The organism is Streptomyces sp. NPDC005794 (assembly GCF_042871445.1).
Classification (GTDB): Bacteria; Actinomycetota; Actinomycetes; order Streptomycetales; family Streptomycetaceae; genus Streptomyces.
Window position 1 is genome coordinate 216,538 of sequence record NZ_JBIAIN010000006.1, and the last position, 24,559, is coordinate 241,096.

General features: G+C 69.8%; 17 protein-coding genes. 7 read left to right on the plus strand and 10 right to left on the minus strand.

Going from position 1 to position 24,559, the window contains the following annotated elements; all coding sequences use genetic code 11:
* The 5 genes from ACFYQ5_RS12210 to epsC form a co-directional block, all read right to left on the minus strand.
* Positions 1 to 825: a cupin domain-containing protein gene (locus tag ACFYQ5_RS12210; RefSeq protein ID WP_389196686.1), complete on the minus strand. Its 825-nt coding sequence runs from the start codon at positions 823 to 825 to the stop codon at positions 1 to 3.
* A gap of 301 nt (positions 826 to 1,126) precedes the next feature.
* Entirely contained in the window at positions 1,127 to 2,077 is a 951-nt protein-coding gene (locus ACFYQ5_RS12215) for a DMT family transporter (protein ID WP_389196688.1), read from the minus strand.
* Positions 2,078 to 2,131: 54 nt separating this feature from the next.
* The gene (locus tag ACFYQ5_RS12220; protein WP_389196690.1) at positions 2,132 to 2,692 is read right to left on the minus strand and encodes a cupin domain-containing protein; all 561 of its coding nucleotides are present in this window, start codon (positions 2,690 to 2,692) and stop codon (positions 2,132 to 2,134) included.
* 2 nt (positions 2,693 to 2,694) lie between these two features.
* On the minus strand, positions 2,695 to 3,678 hold the full coding sequence (locus ACFYQ5_RS12225; protein ID WP_389196692.1) for a PLP-dependent cysteine synthase family protein: 984 nt from the start codon (positions 3,676 to 3,678) through the stop codon (positions 2,695 to 2,697).
* Positions 3,679 to 3,730: 52 nt separating this feature from the next.
* Entirely contained in the window at positions 3,731 to 4,462 is a 732-nt protein-coding gene (epsC, locus tag ACFYQ5_RS12230) for a serine O-acetyltransferase EpsC (RefSeq protein WP_389196694.1), read from the minus strand.
* Between the two features lie 260 nt (positions 4,463 to 4,722).
* On the opposite strand from epsC, the gene ACFYQ5_RS12235 reads away from it, so the two are divergent.
* The gene (locus tag ACFYQ5_RS12235) at positions 4,723 to 4,956 is read left to right on the plus strand and encodes a 4-oxalocrotonate tautomerase family protein (protein WP_389196696.1); all 234 of its coding nucleotides are present in this window, start codon (positions 4,723 to 4,725) and stop codon (positions 4,954 to 4,956) included.
* Entirely contained in the window at positions 4,953 to 5,957 is a 1,005-nt protein-coding gene (locus ACFYQ5_RS12240; protein ID WP_389196698.1) for a hypothetical protein, read from the plus strand. The genes ACFYQ5_RS12235 and ACFYQ5_RS12240 overlap by 4 nt, the downstream gene beginning before the upstream one ends.
* Positions 5,958 to 6,759: 802 nt before the next feature.
* Here ACFYQ5_RS12240 and ACFYQ5_RS12245 read toward each other — a convergent pair.
* The 3 genes from ACFYQ5_RS12245 to ACFYQ5_RS12255 form a co-directional block, all read right to left on the minus strand.
* On the minus strand, positions 6,760 to 9,816 hold the full coding sequence (locus ACFYQ5_RS12245; RefSeq protein WP_389196700.1) for a BTAD domain-containing putative transcriptional regulator: 3,057 nt from the start codon (positions 9,814 to 9,816) through the stop codon (positions 6,760 to 6,762).
* A gap of 222 nt (positions 9,817 to 10,038) precedes the next feature.
* Entirely contained in the window at positions 10,039 to 13,701 is a 3,663-nt protein-coding gene (locus ACFYQ5_RS12250; RefSeq protein ID WP_389196702.1) for a substrate-binding domain-containing protein, read from the minus strand.
* 182 nt (positions 13,702 to 13,883) lie between these two features.
* A complete protein-coding gene (locus ACFYQ5_RS12255) occupies positions 13,884 to 14,855 on the minus strand; it encodes a polysaccharide lyase family 1 protein (RefSeq protein WP_389196704.1) in 972 nt (323 codons plus the stop codon).
* A gap of 361 nt (positions 14,856 to 15,216) precedes the next feature.
* Between ACFYQ5_RS12255 and ACFYQ5_RS12260 the strand changes: the two genes are divergently transcribed.
* The gene (locus tag ACFYQ5_RS12260) at positions 15,217 to 16,146 is read left to right on the plus strand and encodes an endo-beta-N-acetylglucosaminidase H (RefSeq protein WP_389196706.1); all 930 of its coding nucleotides are present in this window, start codon (positions 15,217 to 15,219) and stop codon (positions 16,144 to 16,146) included.
* Positions 16,147 to 16,565: 419 nt separating this feature from the next.
* Here ACFYQ5_RS12260 and ACFYQ5_RS12265 read toward each other — a convergent pair whose 3' ends face one another.
* On the minus strand, positions 16,566 to 17,213 hold the full coding sequence (locus tag ACFYQ5_RS12265; RefSeq protein WP_389196708.1) for a hypothetical protein: 648 nt from the start codon (positions 17,211 to 17,213) through the stop codon (positions 16,566 to 16,568).
* 44 nt (positions 17,214 to 17,257) lie between these two features.
* On the opposite strand from ACFYQ5_RS12265, the gene ACFYQ5_RS12270 reads away from it, so the two are divergent.
* Positions 17,258 to 18,034 carry a hypothetical protein gene (locus ACFYQ5_RS12270; protein ID WP_389196710.1) on the plus strand — a complete coding sequence of 259 codons (777 nt, stop codon included), beginning with the start codon at positions 17,258 to 17,260 and terminating at the stop codon, positions 18,032 to 18,034.
* A 16-nt stretch (positions 18,035 to 18,050) separates the two neighbouring features.
* Positions 18,051 to 18,497 (plus strand): hypothetical protein, encoded by a 447-nt coding sequence (locus ACFYQ5_RS12275; protein ID WP_389196712.1) that lies wholly within the window; start codon positions 18,051 to 18,053, stop codon positions 18,495 to 18,497.
* Between the two features lie 591 nt (positions 18,498 to 19,088).
* Here ACFYQ5_RS12275 and ACFYQ5_RS12280 read toward each other — a convergent pair.
* Positions 19,089 to 20,054, minus strand: a complete 966-nt coding sequence (locus tag ACFYQ5_RS12280) for a glycoside hydrolase family 6 protein (RefSeq protein ID WP_389196714.1) — start codon at positions 20,052 to 20,054, stop codon at positions 19,089 to 19,091.
* A gap of 645 nt (positions 20,055 to 20,699) precedes the next feature.
* Between ACFYQ5_RS12280 and ACFYQ5_RS12285 the strand changes: the two genes are divergently transcribed.
* Positions 20,700 to 21,758 carry a LacI family DNA-binding transcriptional regulator gene (locus ACFYQ5_RS12285; RefSeq protein ID WP_389196716.1) on the plus strand — a complete coding sequence of 353 codons (1,059 nt, stop codon included), beginning with the start codon at positions 20,700 to 20,702 and terminating at the stop codon, positions 21,756 to 21,758.
* 980 nt (positions 21,759 to 22,738) lie between these two features.
* Positions 22,739 to 24,169 (plus strand): endo-1,4-beta-xylanase, encoded by a 1,431-nt coding sequence (locus ACFYQ5_RS12290; RefSeq protein ID WP_389196718.1) that lies wholly within the window; start codon positions 22,739 to 22,741, stop codon positions 24,167 to 24,169.
* Positions 24,170 to 24,559 lie beyond the last annotated feature (390 nt).

Sequence of the window (24,559 nt, forward strand, 5' to 3'; positions counted from 1 at the left end):
TCACCTGACGTCGGAGGAGAGACCGGCGGCGGAGTAGAGCGCCGGGTCGTACGGGCTGGGGCCGCCGCAGGTCACGAAGCGCCGGGCCTCGGGACCGGTGTGCGGGTTGCGGGCGCCGTGCAGGACGCCGGGCGCGGCGTACAGGACGTCCCCGGCGGAGACGTCGATCCAGCGGTCGCGCAGATACATCTGGCCGATGCCTTCGAAGGCGATGAAGGCCTCGTCGCTGTCGGGGTGCAGATGGACGTTGAAGGTCTGACCGGGCTGCTGGATGCCGCAGTGCAGGCAGAGCTGGCTGCTGCCGTTGCCGGGCCAGAAGACGAAGTTCATGGTGGCGCGGTCGGTGTCGGGGGCGATCTGGCCGGTGCCGCCGAAGCCACGCAGCTGGGTCGTCTCGTCCCAGAGGCTGGAGAAGGGTTCGGGGTCCGTGCCGGGCCGGCGTCCGGCGGCCAGCGGGGTGCGCCAGACGTAGACGGTCAGGTCCTCCGCGCCGGCGGCGAGGGCCAGGGCCTGCCCGGTGGGCGCGTACACGGCGTCGGCACGGCTCACCGGGCGGGTACGGGATCCGACCGTCGCGGTGCCCAGGCCGTCGAAGACGACTGCGGTGTTCTCCTCCTCGGCACTCGCCTCGGGACTGAAGGATTCGCCCGCAGCGATGCGCACGACGTGCAGGGTGACGTGAGTGGCGCCCGCGGCGGGACTCACCGGGGTGGCGAGTGTGGTCCGCCGGCCGGGCAGTGAGACGAACTCGAAGTCGTCGGCGGCGATGATGCGGGCGTCCCCCAGAGGGGTCGCGGTGAGGGGTCCCGAGGTGGATGTGCGCATGATGCGGTGGGCTCCTTCAGGTGGGGAGGGGACGGAGGGGGTTCTGGTGCTTCCCGTCGTCCTGTGAGCTCAGGTTGGCCCCCGTCGATCCCGCTGCCCTCCTGCTCCGCTACCGGTGCGGGGGACATGATCGGGAAGAGTCCCGGATCGCCCGGGGTGACAGCACAACGCCCGTCGCCGGAAGGGAAGTCGAGGTGCGCACAGCAGAACGAGCCGGGGCCGGCGCAGGCACCCGGAAGGGTGTCCGCGCCGGCCCCGGCTCGGTGTGGTGCGCTGTGCGGCTCCTGGTGCGGGCAGCCGGTTACGGGCAGGCCTTCTCCGGTACGCGGGCGGGCGCGACCGGAGTCGGCGGTGTGGCTTCCGCACGCTTGGAGAGGGCGGAGATGCGGCCCTCCGCGAGGGCGAGCGCGGCGATGACCACGACGCCTCCCACGGGAACGTTCCAGGTCAGCGGCTCTCCGAGGGCCAGCACACCGACGACCACGGAGAACACCGGCACGAGGTAGTTCACGCCGGACGCCGTCGTCGGCCCGGCGTCCGCGATCAGCCGGTTGAGCAGGGCGAACGCGATGCCGGTGGAGGCGGCGCCGAGCACCAGCAGCGCGAGCAGCGGCTTGGCCGTGAGGTCGCCGTGCAGCGTCCAGCCGGTCATGAAGGTGGTGACCACCACGGTGATGACGGCGGCGGAACCGAGCTGGGCGGCGGTCACGGAGAGCGCCGGCAGCTTGTGGGGACCGATGAAGCGGCGTACGTACACGAAGCTGACGGCGTAGCTGGCCGCGGCGCCGACGCAGGCGAGCTGACCGCCCAGCGTGCCGAACCCGTCGGTGTTCCACGGCCCGACGACCACGATCAGTCCGATGAACCCGCCGACCAGACCGGCCACCTTGCGGGCCGTCGGCTTCTCCTCGGAGAGAGCGAGGGCGGCGACACCCATCGTGATGAGGGGGGTAGCGCCCTGGATGACTCCGGCGGTGGTCGCGGTGGTGTGCTGCTCGCCGATGGCGAAGAGAGTGAAGGGGATGACGTTGCCGAAGACGGAGGCTACGGCGATGTGACCCCAGAGCTTGCGGGAGGGAAGGGCCAGCCGCTTCAGGGCGAGGATGGCGAGGACGACGAGGGCGCCGACGATCAGGCGGCCGGAGGCGAGCTGGAGGGGCGCGAAGGCTTCCAGCGACATCTTGATGAAGGCGAAGCTGCAGCCCCACAGGGCGGCCAGCAGACCGAAGCGGCCCCAGTTGGTGAGGTTCATGGCGTGTTCTCCTCGATCGGAAGTGAGGTGGGGACGGGGGGGATGTGAGTGAGGTCAGTGGTGGACGTGAGGGGTCCGGTGCGCGGGGGTGTCGCCGGGACCGTGGTGGGGTCCGTGCCCGTCTCCGTGGGAGTGCGGGTGGTCGAGGTCCGTGTCGGGGGCGTCGACCTCGTACTGGTCGTACTTCTCCATCAGGGCGACCATCTCCTCGCGGGACGGGCGGTTGCCGTCGGCGAGGAGGGCGGACAAGCCCTCGAAGTAGCCCTCGCGGTGTTCCGCCGGGGTGAAGATGATCAGCATCTCGACGAGCGAGTCGCTCTCGTTGCGGAAGCCGTGCACGGCGTTCTCCGGCACGTGCAGGAAGTCCCCGGCCCTGGCGGTGCGCCAACCGGTGCCGTCGTGCAGGCGCACCTCGCCCGTCAGCACGTAGAAGGACTCGGAGATCCGGGAGTGGTAGTGCGGGTCGGCGCCACCGGCGCCCGGCAGCATCGAGTGGTGGAAGAGCCCGAAGCGGCCGTCCGTGGTCTCGGCGAGAGCGATGAAACGGGTGGTCGTGGCGACTCCGATCTCGGCCTTCACCGCGTCGGCGTACGCCCGGAACATGGCGTGACTCATGCTCAGGCCTCCCACATGCTCAGGTAGCGCTCCCCGGTGTCGGGCAGCAGCGTCACCACGAGACCGTCGGAGAACTCGGGCCTGCGGGCGACCAGTTCGCTGACATGGGCAGCCGCGCCGGACGAGACGCCGGTGAACAGGCCCTGGCTGCGTGCGAGTCGACGCGCCGTCTGCAGGGCGTCGTCGTCGGAGACGGTGACCACCTCGTCGATGAGGGTGACGTCGGTGGTGTCGGCGACGAAACCGCCGTTGAGGCCCGGGATGCGGTGCTGGCCCGCGTACCCCTGCGAGAGGATCGGCGACTTCTCCGGCTCGACGGCTATCACCCGCACGCCCGGGTCCTGCTCCTTGAGGTGGCGTGCGACGCCGGTGAGGGTGCCGCCGGTGCCGACCGTGCACACGAACGCGGAGATGCGGCGGCCGGTGGCCGTTACGGCCGAGTGGATCTCGGGGCCCGTGGTCTCGTAGTGGGCCCGGACGTTGTCCTGGTTCTCGTGCTGGCACGGGAACCAGGAGCCGGCGGTGGCGGCGTGCAGCCGCTCCGCCTCGGCGATCGCCCCCGGGTAGCCGAGCGCGCTCGGCGTCTGGACGATCTCCGCACCGAAGGCGCGCAGCAGTTTGACCCGTTCGGTGGTGGCGTTGTCCGGGAGCACGATCACACAGCGATAGCCGCGGGAGGCGGCGAAGGCGGCCAGCGAGATGCCGGTGTTGCCTGAGGTGGCCTCGATGACGGTGCCGCCGGGGCGGAGGTCGCCACGGTCCTCGGCCGCGCGCAGCATGTAGAGGGCGGCGCGGTCCTTGCTGGAGGACATGGGGTTGGCGGACTCCAGCTTCGCCAGCACACGGGCGCCGGGAGCGAGGTCACGCAGGCGCAGTTCCAGCAGCGGGGTGGAACCCACGAGGTCCTCGATGCGGGAGGCGACTGCGGGGCGTACGGGGGCGATGTGGGCCAGGGGGGCCTGTGCGATGGTCGTCACGGTTCTCATCTCTCGCAATCGGGGGGAGTCGGGGAGCCAGGGAGTACGGAGGTCCGGGCGGTCACCAGGAGCCCGCGGAGGCGATGACGGTGAAGACGTCCTCCATCAACTCGGGCCGGCGCCCCGGCTCCTTGATGACGGCGGTGGGCGCGAGCACCCGGGCACCACGGGGGACGTCCTTGTTGACCAGGGCCTGCGCACCGATGACCGCGCGGTCGCCGACGGTCACAGGACCGAGGACGGTGGAGTTGGCGCCGAGGATGACGCCGCTGCCGACGACGGGGTGGCGGCGGTCGCCCTCCGGCCGTTTGTTGTCACTCCACCAGCCGACCGCGCCGAGGGTGACCTGGTGGTACATCGTCACGTCGTCGCCGACGACGGCGGTCTCACCGATCACCACCCCGGCGCCGTGGTCGATGAAGACCCGGCGGCCCAGCACCGCCCCCGGATGTATCTCGACGGCCGTCACCCGGCGCGCCCACCGGGCGAGCAGCCGGGCGGGTATCCGCAGACCACGGCCGTGCATGCGGTGGGCGACCCGGTGTGCCCACAGTGCGGTGAGCGCGGGGTGGAGCACCGCCTCCTTCGCGCCCCGTACGGACGGGTCGCGTGCGACGACGACGTGGAGGTCCTCGCGGAGGGCGGACAGGAGACGGGGGGTGGGGGAGGCGGGCGTGGCGGCGGGGGCGCCCGGCGTCGCGGTGCCACCTGTGGGGGCGGTGCCGGACGCGGGGTCGGAGGCCGGGTTCGGCTCCGGATTCGACTCCGTCTTCGTCGGACTGAGCAGGCTCATCGTGGCTCCAGTGGCGGGGCGGCCTCTTGACTGGAACAGAGCGTGCCGGGCGGCCTTCCCGCTGGAGTCCCGGCACGTTCCCGCTCGATGGGGCCTTGGACGGTGTCGTGGGAAGGAGGCGGGAACGTGGCGGGAAACAGACGGGAACGGCCGACCTCACACTCGCCGGAGGACCACCCCGCCACACACCGGATCTCCGGTGCGCGGCCCCGCCGGTGCAACGCCCGCACCGCACACGACTTCCCACAGAGGAGCTTCCCGTGCCCGTGATTTCTGTCGACTGGTGGAAAGGGAACGACCGTGCACAACGCCAGGAGCTGGTCAGTGAACTGACCGCCTGCGTGTCCCGCATAGCGGGGTGCCCGGAGGAGGCCGTCACCGTCATCGTGCGGGACGTGGACCCCGGTCACTGGGGGAAGGGCGGCGTGCTCGCCGACGCGCTCCAGGCCGCTGCCGCGCCGCCCGCCCCGAATGACACCGGGGGACAGCAATGACGTCGTCCGACTGCCCCACCCACTCCGATCCGCGGCATCTGCTTCTGGTCTCTCCGTCACCCCGGCTGGTGACGGAGGCCACGGAGGCCGGCTTCCACGTCCTCACCGTCACCGACACGATCGGCTTCCCGGATGACGACGCGCTCCGGGAGGACCTTGCGCGGACCGCCCGGACCCACCGGGCGAGCAGGCTGATCGCCTGCGGTGAGGCGAGCAGCCTGCCCGCCGTACTGGAGACCGCCGAACACCTCGGACTGTCCCCGAACCCCGCCGCCGCGGCCCGCCTGCTGGCCGACCCGTCACAGATCCGGGGCCTGCTGACGCGCAGCGGCCCCCAGTGGGAGGCGGTCGCGCTGCCCATCGGGACGCGGGACGGGGCGTCGTACGCCATCGAGTACGGCGTGGAGACGCTGACGGCGGAAGGGATGCACCGGGTCACGGGCATCGTCGAACTGCGCTTCACAGGATCGGTCGGTACGTCTGCCGGTCCGGCGCCCGGGTCCGGGTCCGCGCCCGGGCCCGGCCCCGGTTCCGACGATGTCGGCACGGTGCGCGAGGGGCACCCCGTCCACACCTTTCCCGCGCCGCTCACGCGGCTGGAAGAGGCGGAGATCCGGGCGCTGGCCACCGGGCTGCTCGACCTCGCCGGCTACGAGTTCGGATATGCGTTCACCCGCATCGCGCTCACCGAGCAGGGTCCTCGCATCATCAACTCCCTCACCCAACACGCGAGCTGGCCCGCTTCCCGGCTGATCGAGCTGACCACGGGACGTGTGCCGGAGCGGGAACTGGTGCGCGCGCTGTCGGGGAAGCCGATGGAGTCGCCGGTACCGGTCGGATGCGCCACAGCCGTCCCGCTGCCGGATCCGCAGGATGTGCCGGAAAGCATCACGGCGCTCCCGGGCGTGAGAGAGGTGCGGGACGGGCACGCCGTGCTCACCGCCCTCACGCCCGCAGAGCTCGCCGTCCGCACGGCTGCCGTTGCGGACCTCCTGGCCTGACCCCGCGCCTTCACCCCGCGAGGGGCCCGCCGAGCGACGTGGTGGGCCCCTCGCGCACCTGTGCTCCAGGCACGTTCCTGACGCCTGTCCCGCGTCCGGGGTCAGGGTTTCCCGCTCCGTTCCCGTCGGGCGGGAACGGGCGGTAGCGGAAGCGGAACGCGCCGGGAGCGGGTACCGCGAAAGTCGTTCCTGTCAGCAGGAAAGACCAGGCAGGACCACTCCAGAAGGCGGGAAATCAGATGCGGAACACGGTGTTCACGATGGCGGGAATCGTTACGGCGGCCGTTCTCACGCTGGGTGCCGGCAGTGCCGCCGCAGCGGTCACGACGGACCGAACCGCACACGTCTTCGTGGCCACCGCGCACCTGGCGACGGACGATGGTGAGGGTCCGAACGTCGCTCCCACCTCTGGTGAGGGTCCCAATTACGCGCCGACGTCTGGTGAGGGTCCGAACTACGCGCCGACCTCCGGTGAGGGCCCCAACGTGGTTCCTACCTCTGGTGAGGGTCCCAATTACGCGCCGACGTCTGGTGAGGGTCCGAACTACGCGCCGACCTCCGGTGAGGGCCCCAACGTGGTTCCCACCTCTGGTGAGGGCCCGAACTACGCTCCCACCTCCGGTGAGGGCCCCAACCTCGCGGCCTGACCCAGGTCCCTGCGCATCAGCGCCTCCCCGTTCCCGGTACCCCTGTCATGCGGATGCCCCGCTTCCCACCACGGGAGCGGGGCATCCGCGTACCTGCGTCGATGACGGACCTCTCGGAAATCCGGTGCGTGTGAACCACCGGTGGAGCGGGCCGTTCAGGTCGTCCGCCCGGCCGGTACCCCCATTGCGTCGAACGTCCTGTCCGCTGTTGCCCGGTGGACCCGGGCGGACTCGAGTTCGCCGAGGTGTTCCAGGGCGTGGGCCATGCCGGCCAGGGCCCGCGCCTCCTCGATGCGGTAGCCCATACCGGAGGCCGCGCGATGGGCCCGCTGGTGGAGTTCGAGGGAGAGGGCGTATCGGCCCCTGCGGGCGTGCAGCCGGCCGACGATGTTGCCGACGGCCGCTTCCCGCATCGGCGCGCCGCTCAGGTCGCCGAGCTGGAGCGCCGACTCCGCCCACTCGGTGGCCTGGGCGTTCTCGCCGAGCCGGTCGGCGGCCTCGGCTGACAGGGCGAGCAGCAGGGACATGTCGGCGGGCGACATGACGTCCACGGCCAGCTTGCGGGCCCGGCCCAGCAGATCGGCGGCTTCGTCGACCGCGCCCAGGCCGAGCTGGGCGACCGCCAGATCCGTGAGGCTCTCGACCTCCTTGTCGACCGCTCCGATGCTGCGGGCCAGTGTGACGGCGCGGGCGGCCGCCTCCACTGCTTCGGGGTAGCGCCCCCATTCGGCGTACAGATTGCTGAGGCTGGTGAGGGACTCGGCCTCGGCACGCTCCGCACCGAGCTCCCGTTTGATCGCGATGGACTGTTCCAGGCGGGGCAGCGCCTCGTCGTACCGTCCCAGCGCGCTGAGCAGGAGACCGAGGACGCCGGTGTCCTTGGCCTCACCGCGCCGGTCGGCGAGCTCGACGGCCAGACCGAACGCCTCCTCGGACATCTCTATCCCCTCCTCGAAGCGGCCCAGTTTCCAGCAGGCGACGGCGAGGTTCGACAGGCTCAACCGCAACAGCGCCGGATCGCCGAGCCGGCGGGAAGCGGTGACGGCGGTGCGGCACAACTCCCGGAATTCCTCAAGTCGTCCGCGCAGATCGAGGGGGAAGACAACGTTGGCGGCGAGGAGTCCCACATGGCTGTCCAGTTCCCAGCGGTACGCGAGGGAGACGGCGGCCAGCAGCGAGTCCTGCTCGCGCTCCAGCCAGTTCCGGGCCTGGTCCGGGGTGTCCAGCGGCGGGAGCTCGGCGGATGACCGGTGCGCCGGGCGGTGGACCCGGACCCGTCCGGGGAAGAGCAGGTCACAAGCGGTGTCGGTGGCGTTCAGCGCGAAGTCGAGGAGACGCCGCACGGCGCGAGCAGCCTCCTCGTTGTCGGCGCCCACGTCCCCGTCCTCGGTTCCCGGCGCGGGGCGGCCGCTGACGCGTGAGAGGTTCTGGGCGAAGCTGCGGACCAGGTCGTGGAAGGCGTACCGGCCGGTCTCGTGCTGCTGCAGCAGGTGCATGTCGAGGAGGTACTCCAGGACGTCCTCCGCGTCCCGCGCCCGTTTGTCGAGCAGCGCCCCTGCCGCGTACACCTCAATCTCGGATCCGGGGTGCTGGCCCAGCAGCCGGAACGCCTCCCGGGTCTCGGCCGACAGTCCTTCGTACGACAGCCGCAGGGTCACCTCGACACTGCGCTCACCGGAGTTGAGCTCGGCCAGCCGGTGGGCGTCGTCGCGGAGCCGTTCGACGAGGTAGCGGACGGTCCAGCGGGGACGCTTGCGCAGCCGGGCTGCGGCGATGCGCAGGGCGAGCGGCAGATGACCGCAGAGCTCGGCGAGCTGCGCGACGGCCTCGGGTTCGGCGCGCGCGCGGGCGCTGCCGAGGACGCCCTCGACGAGGGCGACGCTGTCATGGGGAGGCATGACACCGAGGGAGACGGTGTGTGCGGCGTCCAGGTCCACGAGCAGGGAACGGCTGGTGACCAGGACGAGGGTCTGGGTGGGGGAGGCGAGGAGCGGCCTGATCTGGGACTCGTCCACGGCGTTGTCGAGAAGCAGGATCATCCGCCGGGAACTCATGGTGCGCCGCCACAGGGCGATGCGGCCCTCCGCGTCGTCGGGGATGCGTTCGCCCGGTGCGCCGAGCATGCGCAGCAGCGCCTCGGCGGCCGCCCCGGCACCGAGCGGCGGTTCGCTCGGTGTGAAACCGCGTAGATCGATGTGGAGTTGGGCGTCCGGGTAGCGATCGGTGAGCTGGTGGGCCGCGCGCACGGCGAGGGAGGTCTTGCCGCTGCCGCCCATGCCGTCGATGGCGACGATGAGCGGTCCGGTGCCGGGGGCGTCCTCCACGAACCCGAGCAGCTGGCGGACCTCCTCCTCGCGACCGGTGAAGTCGCCCAGGTCGTAGGGGAGGGTGGAGGGCGAGCCCTCCGGGGTGAACGGAGCGGGGCCGGCGGGCTGGACCGGAGCGGCGAGCTCGGGGCTGTTGCGCAGGATGGCGTGGTGCAGGTCGGTGAGGGCGTCGCCGGGGCCGATACCGAGTTCGTCGACCAGGAACTCGCGGACCTTGGCGAACTCCTCCAGTGCCTCGGCCTGCCGACCGGACCGGAAGAGAGCGAGCATGAGCTGACCGCGCAGAGTTTCACGGAGTGGGTTCTCCTCGATGAACTCCCGTAACTCTCCGATCAGTTCACCGTTCTCGCCTGCGGCGAGCCGTAAATCGAAGAGCTGCTCGACAGCGGTCAGCCGACGCTCCTCCAGGGCCGCTGAGGCAGCGGAGAGCACGGAGCCGCCGCTGCCGGACAGGAGCGGGCCCCGCCACAGGTCGAGCGCTTCGCGCAGTGCCGTGGCGGCGTACGCGGTCTGACCGGAAGCGGTCGCCTCCCTGGCTTGTTTCAGACCCTCGGTGAACCTGCTCAGGTCCACCTGCTCGGGTGTGGTCAGTGCGCGATAGCCCGGACCCTCGGTGACGATCAGGTTCCGTCCGTCGGGGATGCGCTGGCGCAACTCGGCGACCGCCTTGCGCACTTGGTGGGCCGCGGTGGCGGGCGCGTTCTCGTCCCAGGCGGCTTCCACCAGCCGGAAGACGGGGAGTACGCGCTGAGGCTCCAACAGCAGGGTGACCAGTACCTTCTCGTGCACGGGACCACCGACCCGGACACGTTCCGGCCCGTCCCAGCATTCGAACGAGCCCAGAATCCGGAACCGGACCGCGTGCTCCCCTATGTCCTCGCCCATGAAACGTGTCCCTTCAGCGGGCCCCTGAGCGGCTGCTGCCGCCACCCCATGAACACCGGCGTCCCCCAGCCAGCCGGGTCCGAAAACGTCATCACATCAGGGCTCTCCCGTGGGCGGCAAGACGGCACTCTGTGCTGTGGCTGCAAATGAGGCCCATTTAACGGAACTGACAGGCTATCCACACATGGTCGCCATGCTGCGCGAGCCGAGCCGACTCGCACGTCACTTCGGCACCTCCCGCGTCACACTCCTGGCCTCGGCCGCGGCCTGGGTGCGGAAGACATGGGGCGACTCCCCTGTGACCTTGCGGAACACCCGGCTGAAGTAGGCGCGGTCGTGGAAGCCGACCGACCGGGCGACCGCGTGGATGCCGTCCCCGCTCTGCCGCAGCCGCTCACCCGCCCGCTGAATCCGCAACCGGGTGAGGTAGTCCCACACGGTCAGCCCGTACTGCTGGTGGAAGAGCCGGCTCAGATGGTCGGCGCTGATCCCGGCGGCCTCGGCGATCTGCCAGCGGGAGACGCGGTGCCGGTAGTGCTCGTAGAGGAAGACCAGCGCCGCGTTGACCGGGGCGCGCGAGCGCGTGGCGAAGGGCGGACGATCCGTCATCATCCGCAGCAGCGCGGCTGCCCCCTCGGGTCCGAGGACGGCGTGGTCGAGCAGCAGCAGAGCGGGGTGCGGACTGGCGCGGCGGGCGTCGGCCGTACCGAAGCCGCGCTCGCTCAGCACGACCACGGGACAGGGGGCGGGTCCCGCGCCGTGGTGCATGTGGTCGACGACGTCGAACGCGTACATGTCGGGCAGGGACCGCTCCAGGATGATCAGCACCGGCGGCTCCTCCGCGACGAGTGCCAGTGCGGTCGTGCCGTCGGGCGCGATCCGCAGGGGATGATCGGGGAGCGCGGCCGACACGAGCCGAACACAGTCCTTGCGGGACCGTTCGGACGAGGCGGCGGCGATGACGGGCCCCCGCAGAGTGCCGGGGCGCAGGGAGCGCAGCGTACGGGACAGGTCCTGTCCTTCGGCGCCGTAGAGGAGGAACGGGGTGTGACGCAGCCGGGGATGGTCGTGCAGGTGCTGTACGGCGGGCCATTCGTCGGGACCGGCGTCGGACGGGTCCCAGGCGACAGCGGCCGGGGCCAGTTCCTCGACCAGGGAGTCGATGTCGGCGCCCGCCGTCAGCCGGCGCAACCGCAGACCGTGGCGTTCGGCGAGGCCACTCAGCTCGGGGACGGAGCCCCGGGGCGTGACCACCACAAGGGTCTCCCCCCGTCCGGAGGCGGGCGGCGGGCCCCCACCGGGCGTCGGCAGGGGCAGGTCCAGGACGAGCCGCAGCCGGCCGGGGCCGCGTTCGGTGGTGAGGGAACCCCCGTGCAGCATCGCCAGCCGGTGCGCCGTCGCCAGGCCGATCTCCGCGGCCCGCAAGCCGACGGTGGACGGTTCCGCCGGATCGGCAGGGCCGAGGGCTGTGTCCGCGCCGACCGGACCGGGACCGTCGGGGGAAGCGGCCGGCGCGGCCTCCTGAACGGCCCCACCGGCGGCGGGCCCGGGCGGCCGGGCCGGTTCCTGGACGGTACGGGCCGAGGTGACGGTGGTACGGACCGACGTGGGACCGGCCTCGGCGTCGAGTGTCACCCGGCCGTCGGCGCCCGCGTGGGAGGCAGCGGCGGACAGGAGGTTGGCGATGATCCGGCTGAGCCGGGCGCCGTCGACCGGGACGACGGGCAGCCGGTCGGGCAGGGTGATCTCCCAGCTCGGGCCCGCGTGCCGGGCGGCGCTCGCGGCCAGGAACGCCCGGGTGAGCAGCGGCGCCGGGTCCTGGAGGCGGCGGGTCAGGTCCAGATCGTCCGCCTCGGACCGGGAGAGGTCGAGCAGGTTGTCGATCAGGGTGAGCAGTTGCGTGGCGTCGCGGCGCACGAGCGCGAGCGCGTCGCGCGACCGGACGCCGGTGTGCCGCAGGAGGGATTCGACGGGGGTGCGCAGTTCGTGGGTGACATGGTCGAGCAGCCGGGTCTTGAAGCGGCTGGCCTGCTCGGCCGCGTCCCGCGCGCGCCGTACCTCGTCGAACAGGCGAATCCCCTTGAGGGTCGCGCTGATCTGGTCGCCGAGTGCGCGGAACAGCGCGCCCGCGTGCTCGGCCTCCCGGACGGTCCCGGCGTCGAAGACGGCGAAGCCGAGGTGGTCCTCACCGATGTGCAGGGGTTCCAGGACGAGGGTGAAACGGCGGGCGTCCGGCATGAGCGGGTCGGGCAGGAGCAGCGCCGCGGGGTAGGCCACGTCGGTGCCGGCGGTCCGTCCCCGGGCGAGGCGCTCGTCCTGGGCGAGCTGCACGCGGGCCAGAGCGGCCACGGTGCGGTCCGTGCTCCGGCCCGTCCCGTCGTACAGCACGAGGCGGCATCGGGGCATCCGCGCGGTGACCGTATGGCGCTCCAGTACGTCGGTGAGCCCTTCCACGTCCACGACGGTCGTCAGCGCCGTCCCCAGCTCCCGTAATCGCTGGGACTGCCGGACCTGCTCCCAGCGCTCGTACTCCAGCAGCCGGTGGGCCTTCTCGGCCACCATCAACCGGGCCTGCCCGAGCAGCAGTTCACCGCGCTCGCCGCGCGGGGGCGGCAGGGAGGCGAGGACGGGGCCGCGAATCCGCACGAGCGCCGCGTCCCACGAGGCCACATCACGCGAGGTATGGACGTGGGAGCCCAACAGACGTTCCAGCAGGGGAAGGAATTCCCCGACCGGGGCCTGCGCGGGGCCGGGGCCGGCGGGCACCGTGGGGATGAGCACGGTGTCGGCGCGGAAGGCGGCGGCGAGCTGCGGCGCCGCGTGCGGCAGCGGTGCGAAGAGTTCCGACGCGGCGGGCCTGAGGCCCGGCGTGGCGGACGCACCGGTGGTGGCGTACCCACCGGAGACCAGGGGTGAGTGGCAGCCGCAGGACCGTCGTACGACCAGGGTCCCCGGCACCGCCGTACGGGCCGGCGGGTGCGAGCCGCACAGCCGGGCCACGAGGGTGTCCACCGCGAGGGCGCCCAGCTCCGCGAACGGCAGCGCGACCGAGGTCAGCGGAGGGTCGGACAGCAGCGCTTCCGGGGAGTCGTTGAAGCCGATGACCGCGACCTCCTCCGGGACCCGCACTCCGCGCGCGGTCAGGAAACGCAGGGCGTCCGCCGCCAGCACGTCGCTGCAGGCGATCACCGCGTCGAAGTCGACGCCCGGTACGAAGCCTCTGGCCTCGATCAGGACGCGCATCGCGGACGCTCCTGCGCCCGCCGTGAAATCGACCGCCGCGCAGGTGAGGGAGCGGTCGTGTGCGACGCGGTGCCGTCCCAGTGCCGTGGTGAAGGCGCGGTGCCGCTCCTGGGAGACCGGGTTGGCCAACGGGCCCCGGATACAGGCCAGTCGGCGGCGGCCGTGCAGCCCCACCAGATGCCCGACAGCCTCCCGCATCCCCGCGTAGGAGTCGACGGTGAGGGTGTCCTCCAGGCCGCTCAGAGGCTGGTTGAGGCTCACTGCGGGCAGGCAGGCGAGCTGTCGCATCAGCCGTTCCGCGCGCTCGCCGGAGGCCGGGAGACCGAGCGTCGAACTCCAGCACACGACGCCGTCCAGCCGTGCGGGACCGACGAGTTCGTACAGGGCGCTGCGCGGGACGTCGCCGTGGCGCAGCGGTCCGCCCGGGTAACAGACGAGATTCACGTCGTTGCGTTCCGCCGCGCCGAGGGCGCCGGACCAGAGGGTGGCGCCGACCCCCAGATGAATGTTCGCCGTGACGAGCCCGATCGTCGGACGCGCCCCGGTCGGGCGCCGCCCGTCCGGCTCTCCGGACGCGGGTGGCCCGCCCTGGCCGGACCCGTCCGTGGCGCCGTCCGTCACGCGCCTGTCCAGCTCGTCCATGCAGGTGCCTCCCTCACCGGGAAGAGCCGTCCGCCGCCGGTCACGCGTCCGTGGCCGGTCCGGGAAACGTAGACGAGGCAAGGGGCCGGCGCAAGACCGGTGACGAGCCTCTTCACCGGTTCTGCCCCGGCCCGGTCCCGGGCCCGGTGGATGGCCGGGCGCCGGGAGGGGTGCGGCGTGCGTCAGATCTTGCCGACGCCCGCGCCGGAGGTCACACTCCCCTTCACCGCCGAGGCGCTCTCGGCGGAGTAGCCATAGGGGATGGCGGCCACGCTGCCACCGGTCTCGCCGGCGGTGGAGTTGACGAAGTGGTTGTTCTTCGCGGCCAGTCCGCCGGGGCCCGAGTCGGCCTCGCCCCGGTGGAAGGTGTCGTCGACGTTCTCGAAGTAGTTGCCCTCGACCAGGACACCGGCGTCCTCCGTGGAGGCGACGCCGTACGAGCTCACGTTGCTGAAGTAGTTGTTCAGCACGTGCACCGGGTTCCCGAAGCGCACCCTGGGGTTGCGCTGCTTCGTGCCGTCGAACCAGTTGTGGTCGTAGGTGACCTTGAGCTTGCCGATGTCCTCGGAGCCGTTGCCGTCGTCGTGGCCGAGGAGCATGTTCTTGTCCTGGCTGTGCGAGCGGTTCCACGACACCGTGATGTTCGTGGACGCCCGCTTGATGTCGAGGGCGCCGTCCTTGGCGCCCGAGATGGTGTTGTGATCGATCCAGACCTTCGTGGAGTACTCGACGTTGATGGCGTCGTCGTTGGAGCCGCTGAAGGTCAGGTTCTGGATGATCACGTTGTCGGCCTTGCTGACGTTCAGCCCGCTGCCCGTGATCCGGCCGGCGGTGCCGACCCCGACCACGGTCTTGTTGGACGTCACCTTGGTCATGCTGCTGAGCTGGATGGTGCCGTTCACACGGATCACCAGGGCTTCGGTGCGCTTCAGGGCGTCCGTCAGCTGGGTCGCGTTCGTGACGGTGACGGTGCTGCCGCCCGCGCCGCCGGTGGTGCCGGCGCCGAAGCCGACCGGTCCCGCGGCAGCGACGGCCCGGGGGCTGTCCTGCTGTGCCGGGGCGCCGTTGGCGGCGGTGGCCCCGGTCAGTGCCAGCGCGACAGCGGTCGTCGTCGCGGCGATCGTGAGGGTGTGCCGTGCGCTCGTCCTGCGCATGGGGATTCTCCGTCCGTGGGGTTACTGGAGAGAGCATGTGTACGGGTGTCACCGGTGCCGCGCGGCCGGCAGTAGAGCGAGGCTAGAGCGCTCGGTGTGGAGGATGACGCGACCTCTGTGGACTATTCCGCTCGGTTCCGTGGTCCCCGCCCCCGCGCGCTCCCAGGGCATGTCGGCCGTGAGGCTGCAGGCGCCAACTCCCTTGTGCGGACGCCGGGTTGCCGTGCGGTGTGGGTGGAAGTCGTGAGAGTTCGTGCAAGACTCTCGCGGATTCGGTGACGGGAGCGGAAAGCTCGAAGGGCTCACTCGGCGCTTTCGAACAGGTCGGGCGCCGATCCATGCGAGGGGAGACCGATCAACGATGTTCACTCCGGTACGGAGCAGAGTACGGACGGCCGCGCTCGCGCTCTCGGCCGTCGCGGCCCTCGCCTTCGGCACGACCGCCATGACCGCCACGACCGGCGCGGCAGCGGCCCCCGCCCCCGCCCCCGCGAAACAGGGGCCGACCTCGGTGGCATACGTCGAGGTGAACAACAACAGCATGCGCAACGTCGGCAAGTACACCCTCGCCGACGGAGGCAACGTCTTCGACGTCGCCGTGATCTTCGCGGCGAACATCAACTACGACACGGGTACGAAGGCGGCGTATCTGCACTTCAACGAGAACGTGCAGCGCGTCCTCGACGACGCCGCCACGGAGATACGGCCGTTGCAGCAGAAGGGCATCAAGGTCGTCCTCTCGGTGCTCGGCAACCACCAAGGCGCGGGCTTCGCCAACTTCCCGACCCAGCAAGCGGCTGCGACGTTCGCGACACAACTGTCGGACACCGTGGCCGAGTACGGCCTCGACGGCATCGACTTCGACGACGAGTACGCCGGGTACGGCACCAACGGCACCGGGCAGCCCAACGACAGCTCGTTCGTGCACCTGGTGACAGCGCTGCGCGCGAACATGCCGGACAAGATCATCAGCCTCTACAACATCGGCCCGGCCGCCTCGCGGCTCTCCTACGGCGGCGTGGACGTCTCGTCCACGTTCGACTACGCCTGGAACCCGTACTACGGAACCTGGCAGGTCCCCGGCATGGCACTGCCCAAGTCGAAGCTGTCGCCGGCCGCCGTCGAGATCGGCCGGACCTCGCAGAGCACGGCCGCCGACTTTGCCCGCCGCACCGTCAGCGAGGGGTACGGCGTCTATATGACGTACAACCTCGACGGCGCCGATCGCAGCGCCGATGTCTCCGCGTTCACCAGGCAGCTGTACGGCAGTGACGCCTTCTACACGCCGTAGGGGACCGCACGCTCCGTCGCGCGGTGCTCCCTGACGCTCCCCGCATTCGCGGGGGGCGTCATCACGCTGAAACGGGCCGTCCCGGGGCCGGCTTCACCGCGGCGCCGATCTGCACTGCCTGGAGGAGTCCGGCTGTCTCGACCCGGACAAAGCCGGTGCGAAGTTCCTGTTCCTGATCTTCACTGAACGCGAGTAAGGAGGCGCCGTCGCGTCGCTTCCAGCGCACCGTTCTCGGAGTGGAAGCAGACGTTCGCCGGCCCCGTCTCTGCACGGCAACCGTGGACCCCGGGTCACGTGCAACGCGCATCCGCGGTCAGCCTGCTTGGGGAGCGACACGCAGAGAGGCGGCGCGGTGTCCTGCGGCGCGCTACGGGCGGCCGACCCGACCGCGTTCCGCTGCCCCTGTACAAGTCGGCGGTTCAATCACGCGTCGAGGACAATCCGCTGCCACACCGGGCATCGATCACCCGCTGGATCCCCGCTCGCCAGATGTCACCGGTGGTGGTGACCCGATCCGCGAGTTGGCGGTACGTCTCCAGGGCGCTCTCCTGCCCGGCGGGTGCCCAGCGGCGGCGTGGTACGACCTGCGGATACCGGTCCCGCCAGCCGCGGAGGCTCGTGATCGCGGCGGCCGACGTGTGCCAGCAAGCGGCCCGAACCTGGTGTTCCAGATCCGCCGGAAGCCGCAGCGACAGCTTTTCAGGGAAGCCGCCGTCCCGTGAACCGGGCCACTTTCCCGGGCCGCGGGCCTCCTCCGGGTAATCCGGCCAGGGACAGGCCCACCCCCGCGCCGCCAATTCGAGTCGGACACCGAGAGCCGCCAACCGGTCGAGGGAATCGAGGATTTCTCCGCGTTCACGGACCTTGGAGAGCTCAAGACGACGGGTGGCACGTACGGCTGCGGCCTCAAAACGACTGAGCCCGGCCAGAGTCCACCGTTCGTCCTCCATCAGTGCCTTGCATCGGAATTTTTCGGCAGGCAGCAGTTGATGGAGCTTCACCCGAGTGCCGTACGGCAAGCGCGCAGTCGCAGGAACAGTTCCCTTCGTATTCACGATGTTCACCATTGCAGACTTGGCTTGCAATGTATTGACGTTGGAAAGCGCATGAAATGAAGGATCGTTTCGGCATGCGCCGTCCAGTGCGGGTGATGGACGATGCAGAGGTGGCCGGCCGTCGTGGCCGCCATTCGATCCACAGAGAAAGGGAGATGGAGATGCCGGAAAAGCCATTGACCGCGCAGGAGAGCGTGACCCTTCTGAGTGCTGAGGCCGCGCTGGAACGCTGGCGTTCGTTCGCGACCGACCCGGGGCTGCGGATGTCCGAACTGCAGCAGGCGGCTGCCGAGCAGGCGGGACTCTCCGCCTTCAACGCGTCCGAATCGAGCGCCGCGGGATCGGAATTCCGCACCGTTCTTCAGCAGCCGGTGACGGACCGGGACACCGGCTCGAGCGTGGGGGAGTACACCACCGGCCTCCTGTTCCTCGACGTGGGAGGGGCCGACGGGGAGCGGGTGGGGCTCATAGGCTCCAGCGTCGCCACCTCCGCTGCGGCAGGAGCTGCTGCGGATCCCCCTCGTCGGGCGGTGAGAGTCCTCATGCAGCAGGGTGGCGGCTGGGATACAGCCATGGAGTTCACCCTCGAAGAAGGGAGCAACACGCTCGTACCGGCGGACGGCCTCTGGGACGCGTTCAAGGCGTGCATCGGTCGCTGCAGTGGCCCCTGTCTGGCGGCGCTTCCAGGCTGCCTGGCTGTGAGTGCGGCGCTGCCCGCGGCTGTCGCCTGCCTCGCGATTGCGTGTGGTGCCTGCGCAGCCAGGTGCGCCGCCTGCGCGGTGTGCGATTGCAGTTGGCTCTGCAGCTTCGCCGTCGGATGCTGCCACCAGTGACATGGGAGACCGCAACGTGAATGCCATCGTCCATTGGCTGGCTGTGCCGGTCGAGCAGAAGGCGGAAACACACGCACCGCCGACGGTGAAGTACGAGGTTCCCAACGCGGTCATCGTCCGCGGCCTCCGGACCGCGTATGTCGGGATCGCCGACAACAAGGTCGCCGAACAACTCCTTGCGTACCCGGACGTCGAAACTCTGGGCGCTGAGGAAAGGATGCGCACAGAGCCCCTTCCAGGCACGCCGATGACCTGGGAGATGCTCGAAAGCCAGATTCCCTTGCTCGGCGCCGGCCACAGGCATCAAGCGGCAGTCGGTCTGGGCGACGTGATCTCCGCTCTCACGCGCAAGGCGCGCATCCCCGAGTGCGGAAGCTGTGCCCGGCGACGCACAGGCCTGAACCGCATCACCGTCTGGGGCTGGTGGCGAACCCGGAAGCTGCAACTGCAGCCCGAAGGGTGACCCACCGCGGCCGGCGCCTCGCCCGCCAGGGCGGGGCGCCGGTGCCGCGTAGGACTGACTTGCTCGAGATCGCTGGCCAACGCTCCAGCCTGGTCCACAGAATTTCCGGCGCAGGACACTAGACCTCCGCACCGGCGAGGTCCTCACTGAGGTGATACACCACAACAACGCGGTGACCTTCACCGCCTTCCTGGATCAGCTCGACCGGACGATCGCCCGGGCAAGGAGATCCAGGTCATGCTCGACAACGGCTCCTCACACACCGCCAGACACCAAGGCCGCACCCTCGCCGGCACGTCCGCTGGACCCCGCCACACGCTTCCTGGCGGACATCAGTGCCGCAAGGAGGGCGGTCACCGCGGAGAGTATTGCTGTCCGCCTGCCGCGCCTCCATTATCGAAGGGGCCTGCCATGTGCATGTCACTCCTCTCTGTGGCTATCCCTCTCTGAGTGCTGTGTGAGTGAGCGGGGGTCAGGCCTGGTGCGCGGAGCTCCCCATTGATGCCGAAAGCCGTGAGGTGAACCGTCCGGGGCAGGGTGATCGGGGCCCGGTGGTGAGGCTGGGATGAAACCGGGCCGGGAAAGTCCTGTTCAGTAGCCGTAGATCATCTTGTAGGCGGCCTCGGGGAGGAACTGGCCGGCCGAGGAGCCCGCACCGACGCCGCAGTTGCCGTCGGATTCGCCCGGCGTCTTTATCCAGAGCAGCATCTCGGCACCTCCGCCGGTCCGGGTGGGGGTTCCGATGCGTCGGCCTGAGGGGTTGCACCACTGGCCGTTGGAGCCGTTGCCGTTACGACTGGTGTCCACGACGAACGGCTTGGTGTAGCCGTAGCGGGTTCCCAGTTCACTGCTGACGGCATTTCCGTAGGCGGTGTTCTCGGCCGTGGTGAAGTAGTTGGACACGTTGAGGGAGAAGCCATGGGCCTGTGGAAGTCCGGCTTCATGGAGGCGCTGGGCCATGGTCGCCGGGCTCTCCCAGCCTGGGTTGCCTGCATCGAGGTACACCCATGTGTGGGGGGACTGACGGCCGAATTCGGCCAGAGCACCGGTGAGCATTCCCTCGCGCTGATCGATCTGAGCCTGGGTCATGCAACCGTAGTCCCCGAGGGAATCCGGTTCGAGGATGACGACGGCCGGGCGGTTGGCGATCCCGCCGGCGAACTGCGCGATCCAGCTCGCGTAGGCGGACGGTGAGGCGGCTCCGCCCGCGGAGTGCCCGCCGCAGTAGTCGCGGTTGTAGATGTTGTACGCGACAAGGACGGGCAGCTTGTCCGACTGGTCCGCCGCGCCCGCGTACGCACCTGCGGCGGTGCCGATGGCGCCGCTCCAGGAGCCGAACCAGCGGGCCATCGGGGTGTTGGCGAGGGAAGCGTCGACGGCCGGTGCCCGGCCGTCGGTGCGGTTGGCGGCGACCCACCTCTTCGCGCTCGAATCGGGGTCCACGTAGAACCCGTTGGTCATGGTGGTCGGGTCGGCCGCGTGTGCGGCCGGTGCCACCGCGAGCGTCAGCGGCAGAGCGACGAGCGAGGCCAGCAGGGTGCGGAGTCGGTGACGCATGGAGCTACCTCGATTTCCTGGCAGGGATGCGTCGTGCGCTCTTGTCCCGAGCGTGCGGCGCGCTGAGGAAGTGCGGTGTGCGTACGGGGGAGCGCTCCCACAGGAAGCACCGGTGTCGCGAACTCCTTGCCGCTCGACCGTCATGGCCGGCGCTCCCGAAGAGGCCCGAAGGTTCGGTAGGTCGAACATGGATCGAGCTATCGAGCAACCTGGATGATAGAGGGCTGGTGTGCCGCGTCAATACCCCCTGCAAGATTCGCTGGTTACGGCGAAAGTGTCGAAGCCGGAGTCCGAGGTGGAGCGACCAGGAGATCCTTGGCGTGTCCGGCGTGTCCGGCGTGTCCGGCTCTATGACGCTCGTTCGCCGTGCCTCATCCGCCTGGCGAACAACGGAATGCCGGATCACATCCTTGCGTGGGGCCGGCCAGAAGGACGTGAGCACAGCCAGGAGGTGGTCCCTGCAACCGGGCGTGGAGGATCTTCGTCGAGCTTCGCCGCCTCACGCATCGCCCTGGGGAACCAAGTCTCGACGCGGCGTACAGCTGGATATCCGACTTGACCGGCAGTCGGGCGACGGCATGTCCTACGGTCTTCCGGAAGAGGTCCGAAGAGGTTTCGGATGAACATGTCGACGGAGGTGGATGCGTGGCCCGGGAAGGCGTCCAGCGCAAGGTGACCACGCAGGGCCCGGGCCGGCCGGCCAAGGTGACGATCACCGAGATCGCGCGAGAGGCAGGGGTGTCCGTACCCACCGTCTCGCGGGTCGTCAACGGGCGCTCCGACGTCTCGCCTGCCACCCGGGCCCGCGTCGAGGATCTGCTGCGCCGGCACGGGTATCAACGCCGTCCGACCTCGCCCGGCGACCGCGCGGTGCTGGTGGACCTGGTCTTCAACGACCTGGACAGCCCCTGGGCCGTCGAGATCATCCGTGGCGTCGAGGAGGTCGCGCACGAGGCGGGGGTGGGGACCGTGGTCTCCGCGATTCACGACCGGGCGGGCGCGGCGCAGCAGTGGATGACCAACCTGCGGGCCCGCGCCTCCGACGGCGTGATCCTGGTGACCTCGGTTCTCGAACCGGGGCTCCACGACGAACTCCGTCTCCTGGGCGTGCCGTTGGTGGTGATCGACCCGGCCGGCTCACCCGCCATGGACGTCCCCACCGTGGGCGCCACCAACTGGACCGGCGGGATGTCCGCGACGGAGCACCTGCTGGGCCTCGGCCACCGCAGGATCGGGTTCATCGAGGGTCCGCCGAGGCTGCTGTGCTCGCGGGCCCGCCTCGACGGTTACCGGGCCGCCCTGGACGCCGCGGGCGTGCCGGTCGACGACTCTTTGATCGTGCCGGGAGATTTCTACCAGGAGACCGGATTCTCCAGCTGCAACCGGCTCCTGGACCTGGTGGCCCCACCCACCGCGGTGTTCGCCGCCAGCGACCAGATGGCGCTCGGTGCGATCGAGGCGTTGCGCCGGCGCGGCCTGCGTGTACCGCAGGACATGAGTGTCGTCGGCTTCGACGATCTTCCGGAGGTGCGCTGGTCAGCACCGCCGCTCACGACGGTCCGTCAGCCCCTCTCCGACATGGGCAGGTTGGCGGCCCGGGCCGTCCTCGACCTCGCCCGATCGGTCGCTCCTGCCTTGCCGCGGGTGGAGCTGGCGACGGAACTGGTGGTCAGGGCGAGCACGGCGAGTCCGCGGCGCACGTGAGGGCGCGGCACCGGCCACGCTGATCCCCGGGGTGTCAACGGCCTTTTTGGTCCTGGCCGTTGACACCCCCTACATGTGTCCGTAACTTGCGTGGTCGTCCGCCCGATAATTCTCGGACCACTTCCGGAAGGTGCGTCGATGTCAGCCTTCGAGCGAGCCACTGTGTCCGCGGTCAAGCCGGGTTACTTCGCCATCCGCGACGCGCTCGCGGTGATCCGGCCCGAGTAGGCCTTGCCGCCATGGGGATCCCACGCGCCGGGCCGGGACCGTGACAGCGCGACCGGTCAGGGTCTGAGCACCACGGGCCCGTGATCCTGGAGCGGCCCACTGGTCACTCCTCAGTCCGATGCCGAGCACCCCGTCGTCTCGGTCACGAGCCGGTCGATCGCCCGGCACAGGACCCACCTGGCACGTCTGCGCCCTCATCGCCGGCACCTTCGGCCCGAAGCGTGGTGCGGACGAGCTGCCGCTCCCGGGCCGATGCGGGCAACGCGCGGCGGTGCCCGCTGGGCAGGCCCGATCGGCGGCTCCTGAGGAAAGGGCCGCCGTAAACAATTAGTTCCTTCAGCGCGTATCTCGGGGACGCCGATATTCTTCGCCCTGGATCGGTCACCCCTTCGAAGCCGGGAGCGTGACTTCACATGCGATCCGTAAGCGGCCTTTCCATGAACGGCCCAGCTCGAGTGATTCCCGTCAAAATCTCTTCGATCGCCTTTTGTGCGTCCGAAAGCCGATGCCGGGATAGGGCGAAGGAGCAGCCTCGAAACTCCTTCGAAAGTCTTGACATGTTCCTGCGGGGTTTCCACACTGAGTGCCGAGGTGGTGTCGCCCGTCTGTCCGGGTGTCGGGAGCTGAATTCCGGCCTCGGATCGTTACGCCCTGGTGGTGAGCGTCCTTGATTGATGGGCGTGGGCGTCGTTGACGCGGATTGATTCTGCCGCGCTTCAATCCTTCCGTAATTCTGACCTGGAGGCTCAGCCATGGGCTTAAATGCCATTCGCCCACTCACCGTCCGTCGGAAGATCGGCGGTCTGTGTTCGGCGCTGATCGTCGGCGTCTTCGGTTCGACCATCGTGCTGGTGGCGCCGCAGACCACACACGCCGCCGAGAGCACGCTGGGCGGCGCGGCGGCGCAGAGCGGCCGTTACTTCGGTACCGCCATCGCCTCTGGCAGGCTCAACGACTCGGCGTACACGACGATCGCGGGTCGCGAGTTCAACTCGGTGACGGCCGAGAACGAGATGAAGATCGACGCCACCGAACCCCAGCAGGGCCAGTTCAACTTCACGGCCGGTGACCGTGTCTACAACTGGGCGGTGCAGAACGGCAAGCAGGTGCGCGGTCATACCCTGGCCTGGCACTCCCAGCAGCCCGGCTGGATGCAGAGCCTCAGCGGCAGCACGCTGCGCCAGGCGATGACCAACCACATCAACGGCGTGATGGCCCACTACAAGGGCAAGATCACCCAGTGGGACGTCGTGAACGAGGCATTCGCCGACGGCAGCTCGGGAGCCCGGCGCGACTCCAATCTGCAGCGCACCGGCAACGACTGGATCGAGGTCGCCTTCCGCGCCGCGCGCGCCGCCGACCCGGCCGCCAAGCTCTGTTACAACGACTACAACGTCGAGAACTGGACCTGGGCCAAAACTCAGGCCATGTACGCCATGGTCCGAGACTTCAAGCAGCGCGGCGTGCCGATCGACTGCGTCGGCTTCCAGTCGCACTTCAACAACGACAGCCCCTACAACAGCAACTTCCGCACCACCCTGCAGAGCTTCGCCGCCCTCGGGGTCGATGTGGCCATCACCGAGCTCGACATCCAGGGTGCCTCGGCCACGACCTACGCCAACGTGACCAACGACTGCCTGGCGGTCCCGCGCTGCCTCGGCATCACCGTCTGGGGTGTGCGCGACACCGACTCCTGGCGACCGGAGCACTCGCCGCTTCTGTTCAACGGCGACGGCAGCAAAAAGCCCGCCTACACCTCCGTCCTCAACGCACTCAACGCGACCTCCACCACACCCCCGGCCGGTTCCGGACAGATCAAGGGCGTCGGTTCAGGCCGGTGCCTGGACGTGACCGGCGGCACCACCACCGACGGCACCCAGGTCAACCTGTGGGACTGCAACGACCGCACCAACCAGCAGTGGACCTACACCGACGCAGGCGAGCTCAGGGTCTACGGCGACAAGTGCCTGGATGCCGGCGGGACCGGTAACGGCGCCAAGGCCCAGATCTACAGCTGCTGGGGTGGCGACAACCAGAAATGGCGCCTCAACTCCGACGGATCCATCGTCGGTGTCCAATCCGGCCTCTGCCTTGACGCCGCCGCAAACGCCACCGTCAACGGCACCCTGATCCAGCTCTACTCCTGCTCGAACGGCAGCAACCAACGCTGGACCCGCACCTGACCTGCCGGCGAAAAGATGAATCAGTGAAAACGGCATGAATTGCATGAGATGCAACGATCCTCGCGGCGGCGAGATAGCCTTTTTCACTGGTCGTGGGCCCGAGTACGCGTCAGCGGCCGGAGTTGCACCGGCCGCTGACCTGCGCCCTGGCAGGCAGACTCAACAATGTTGCGTCTGATACAGCAGGTGTGGTGACCGCCCAGGCCCTCGGATCAGCGTGTCTCATCCTCGCGCGCAACGTCGTACCTCGACCCAGCTCCGGCTGTCTTCGACGCGATGAAGGACGGATGGGTGGGCCTGGCAGTAGCCGGCGTGGTTTCTGAAGTCGTCGACGATCGACCCGCGGCTGCGGTTGATCGGGCGGACTCACCAGCGTGGCTCCTGATGATC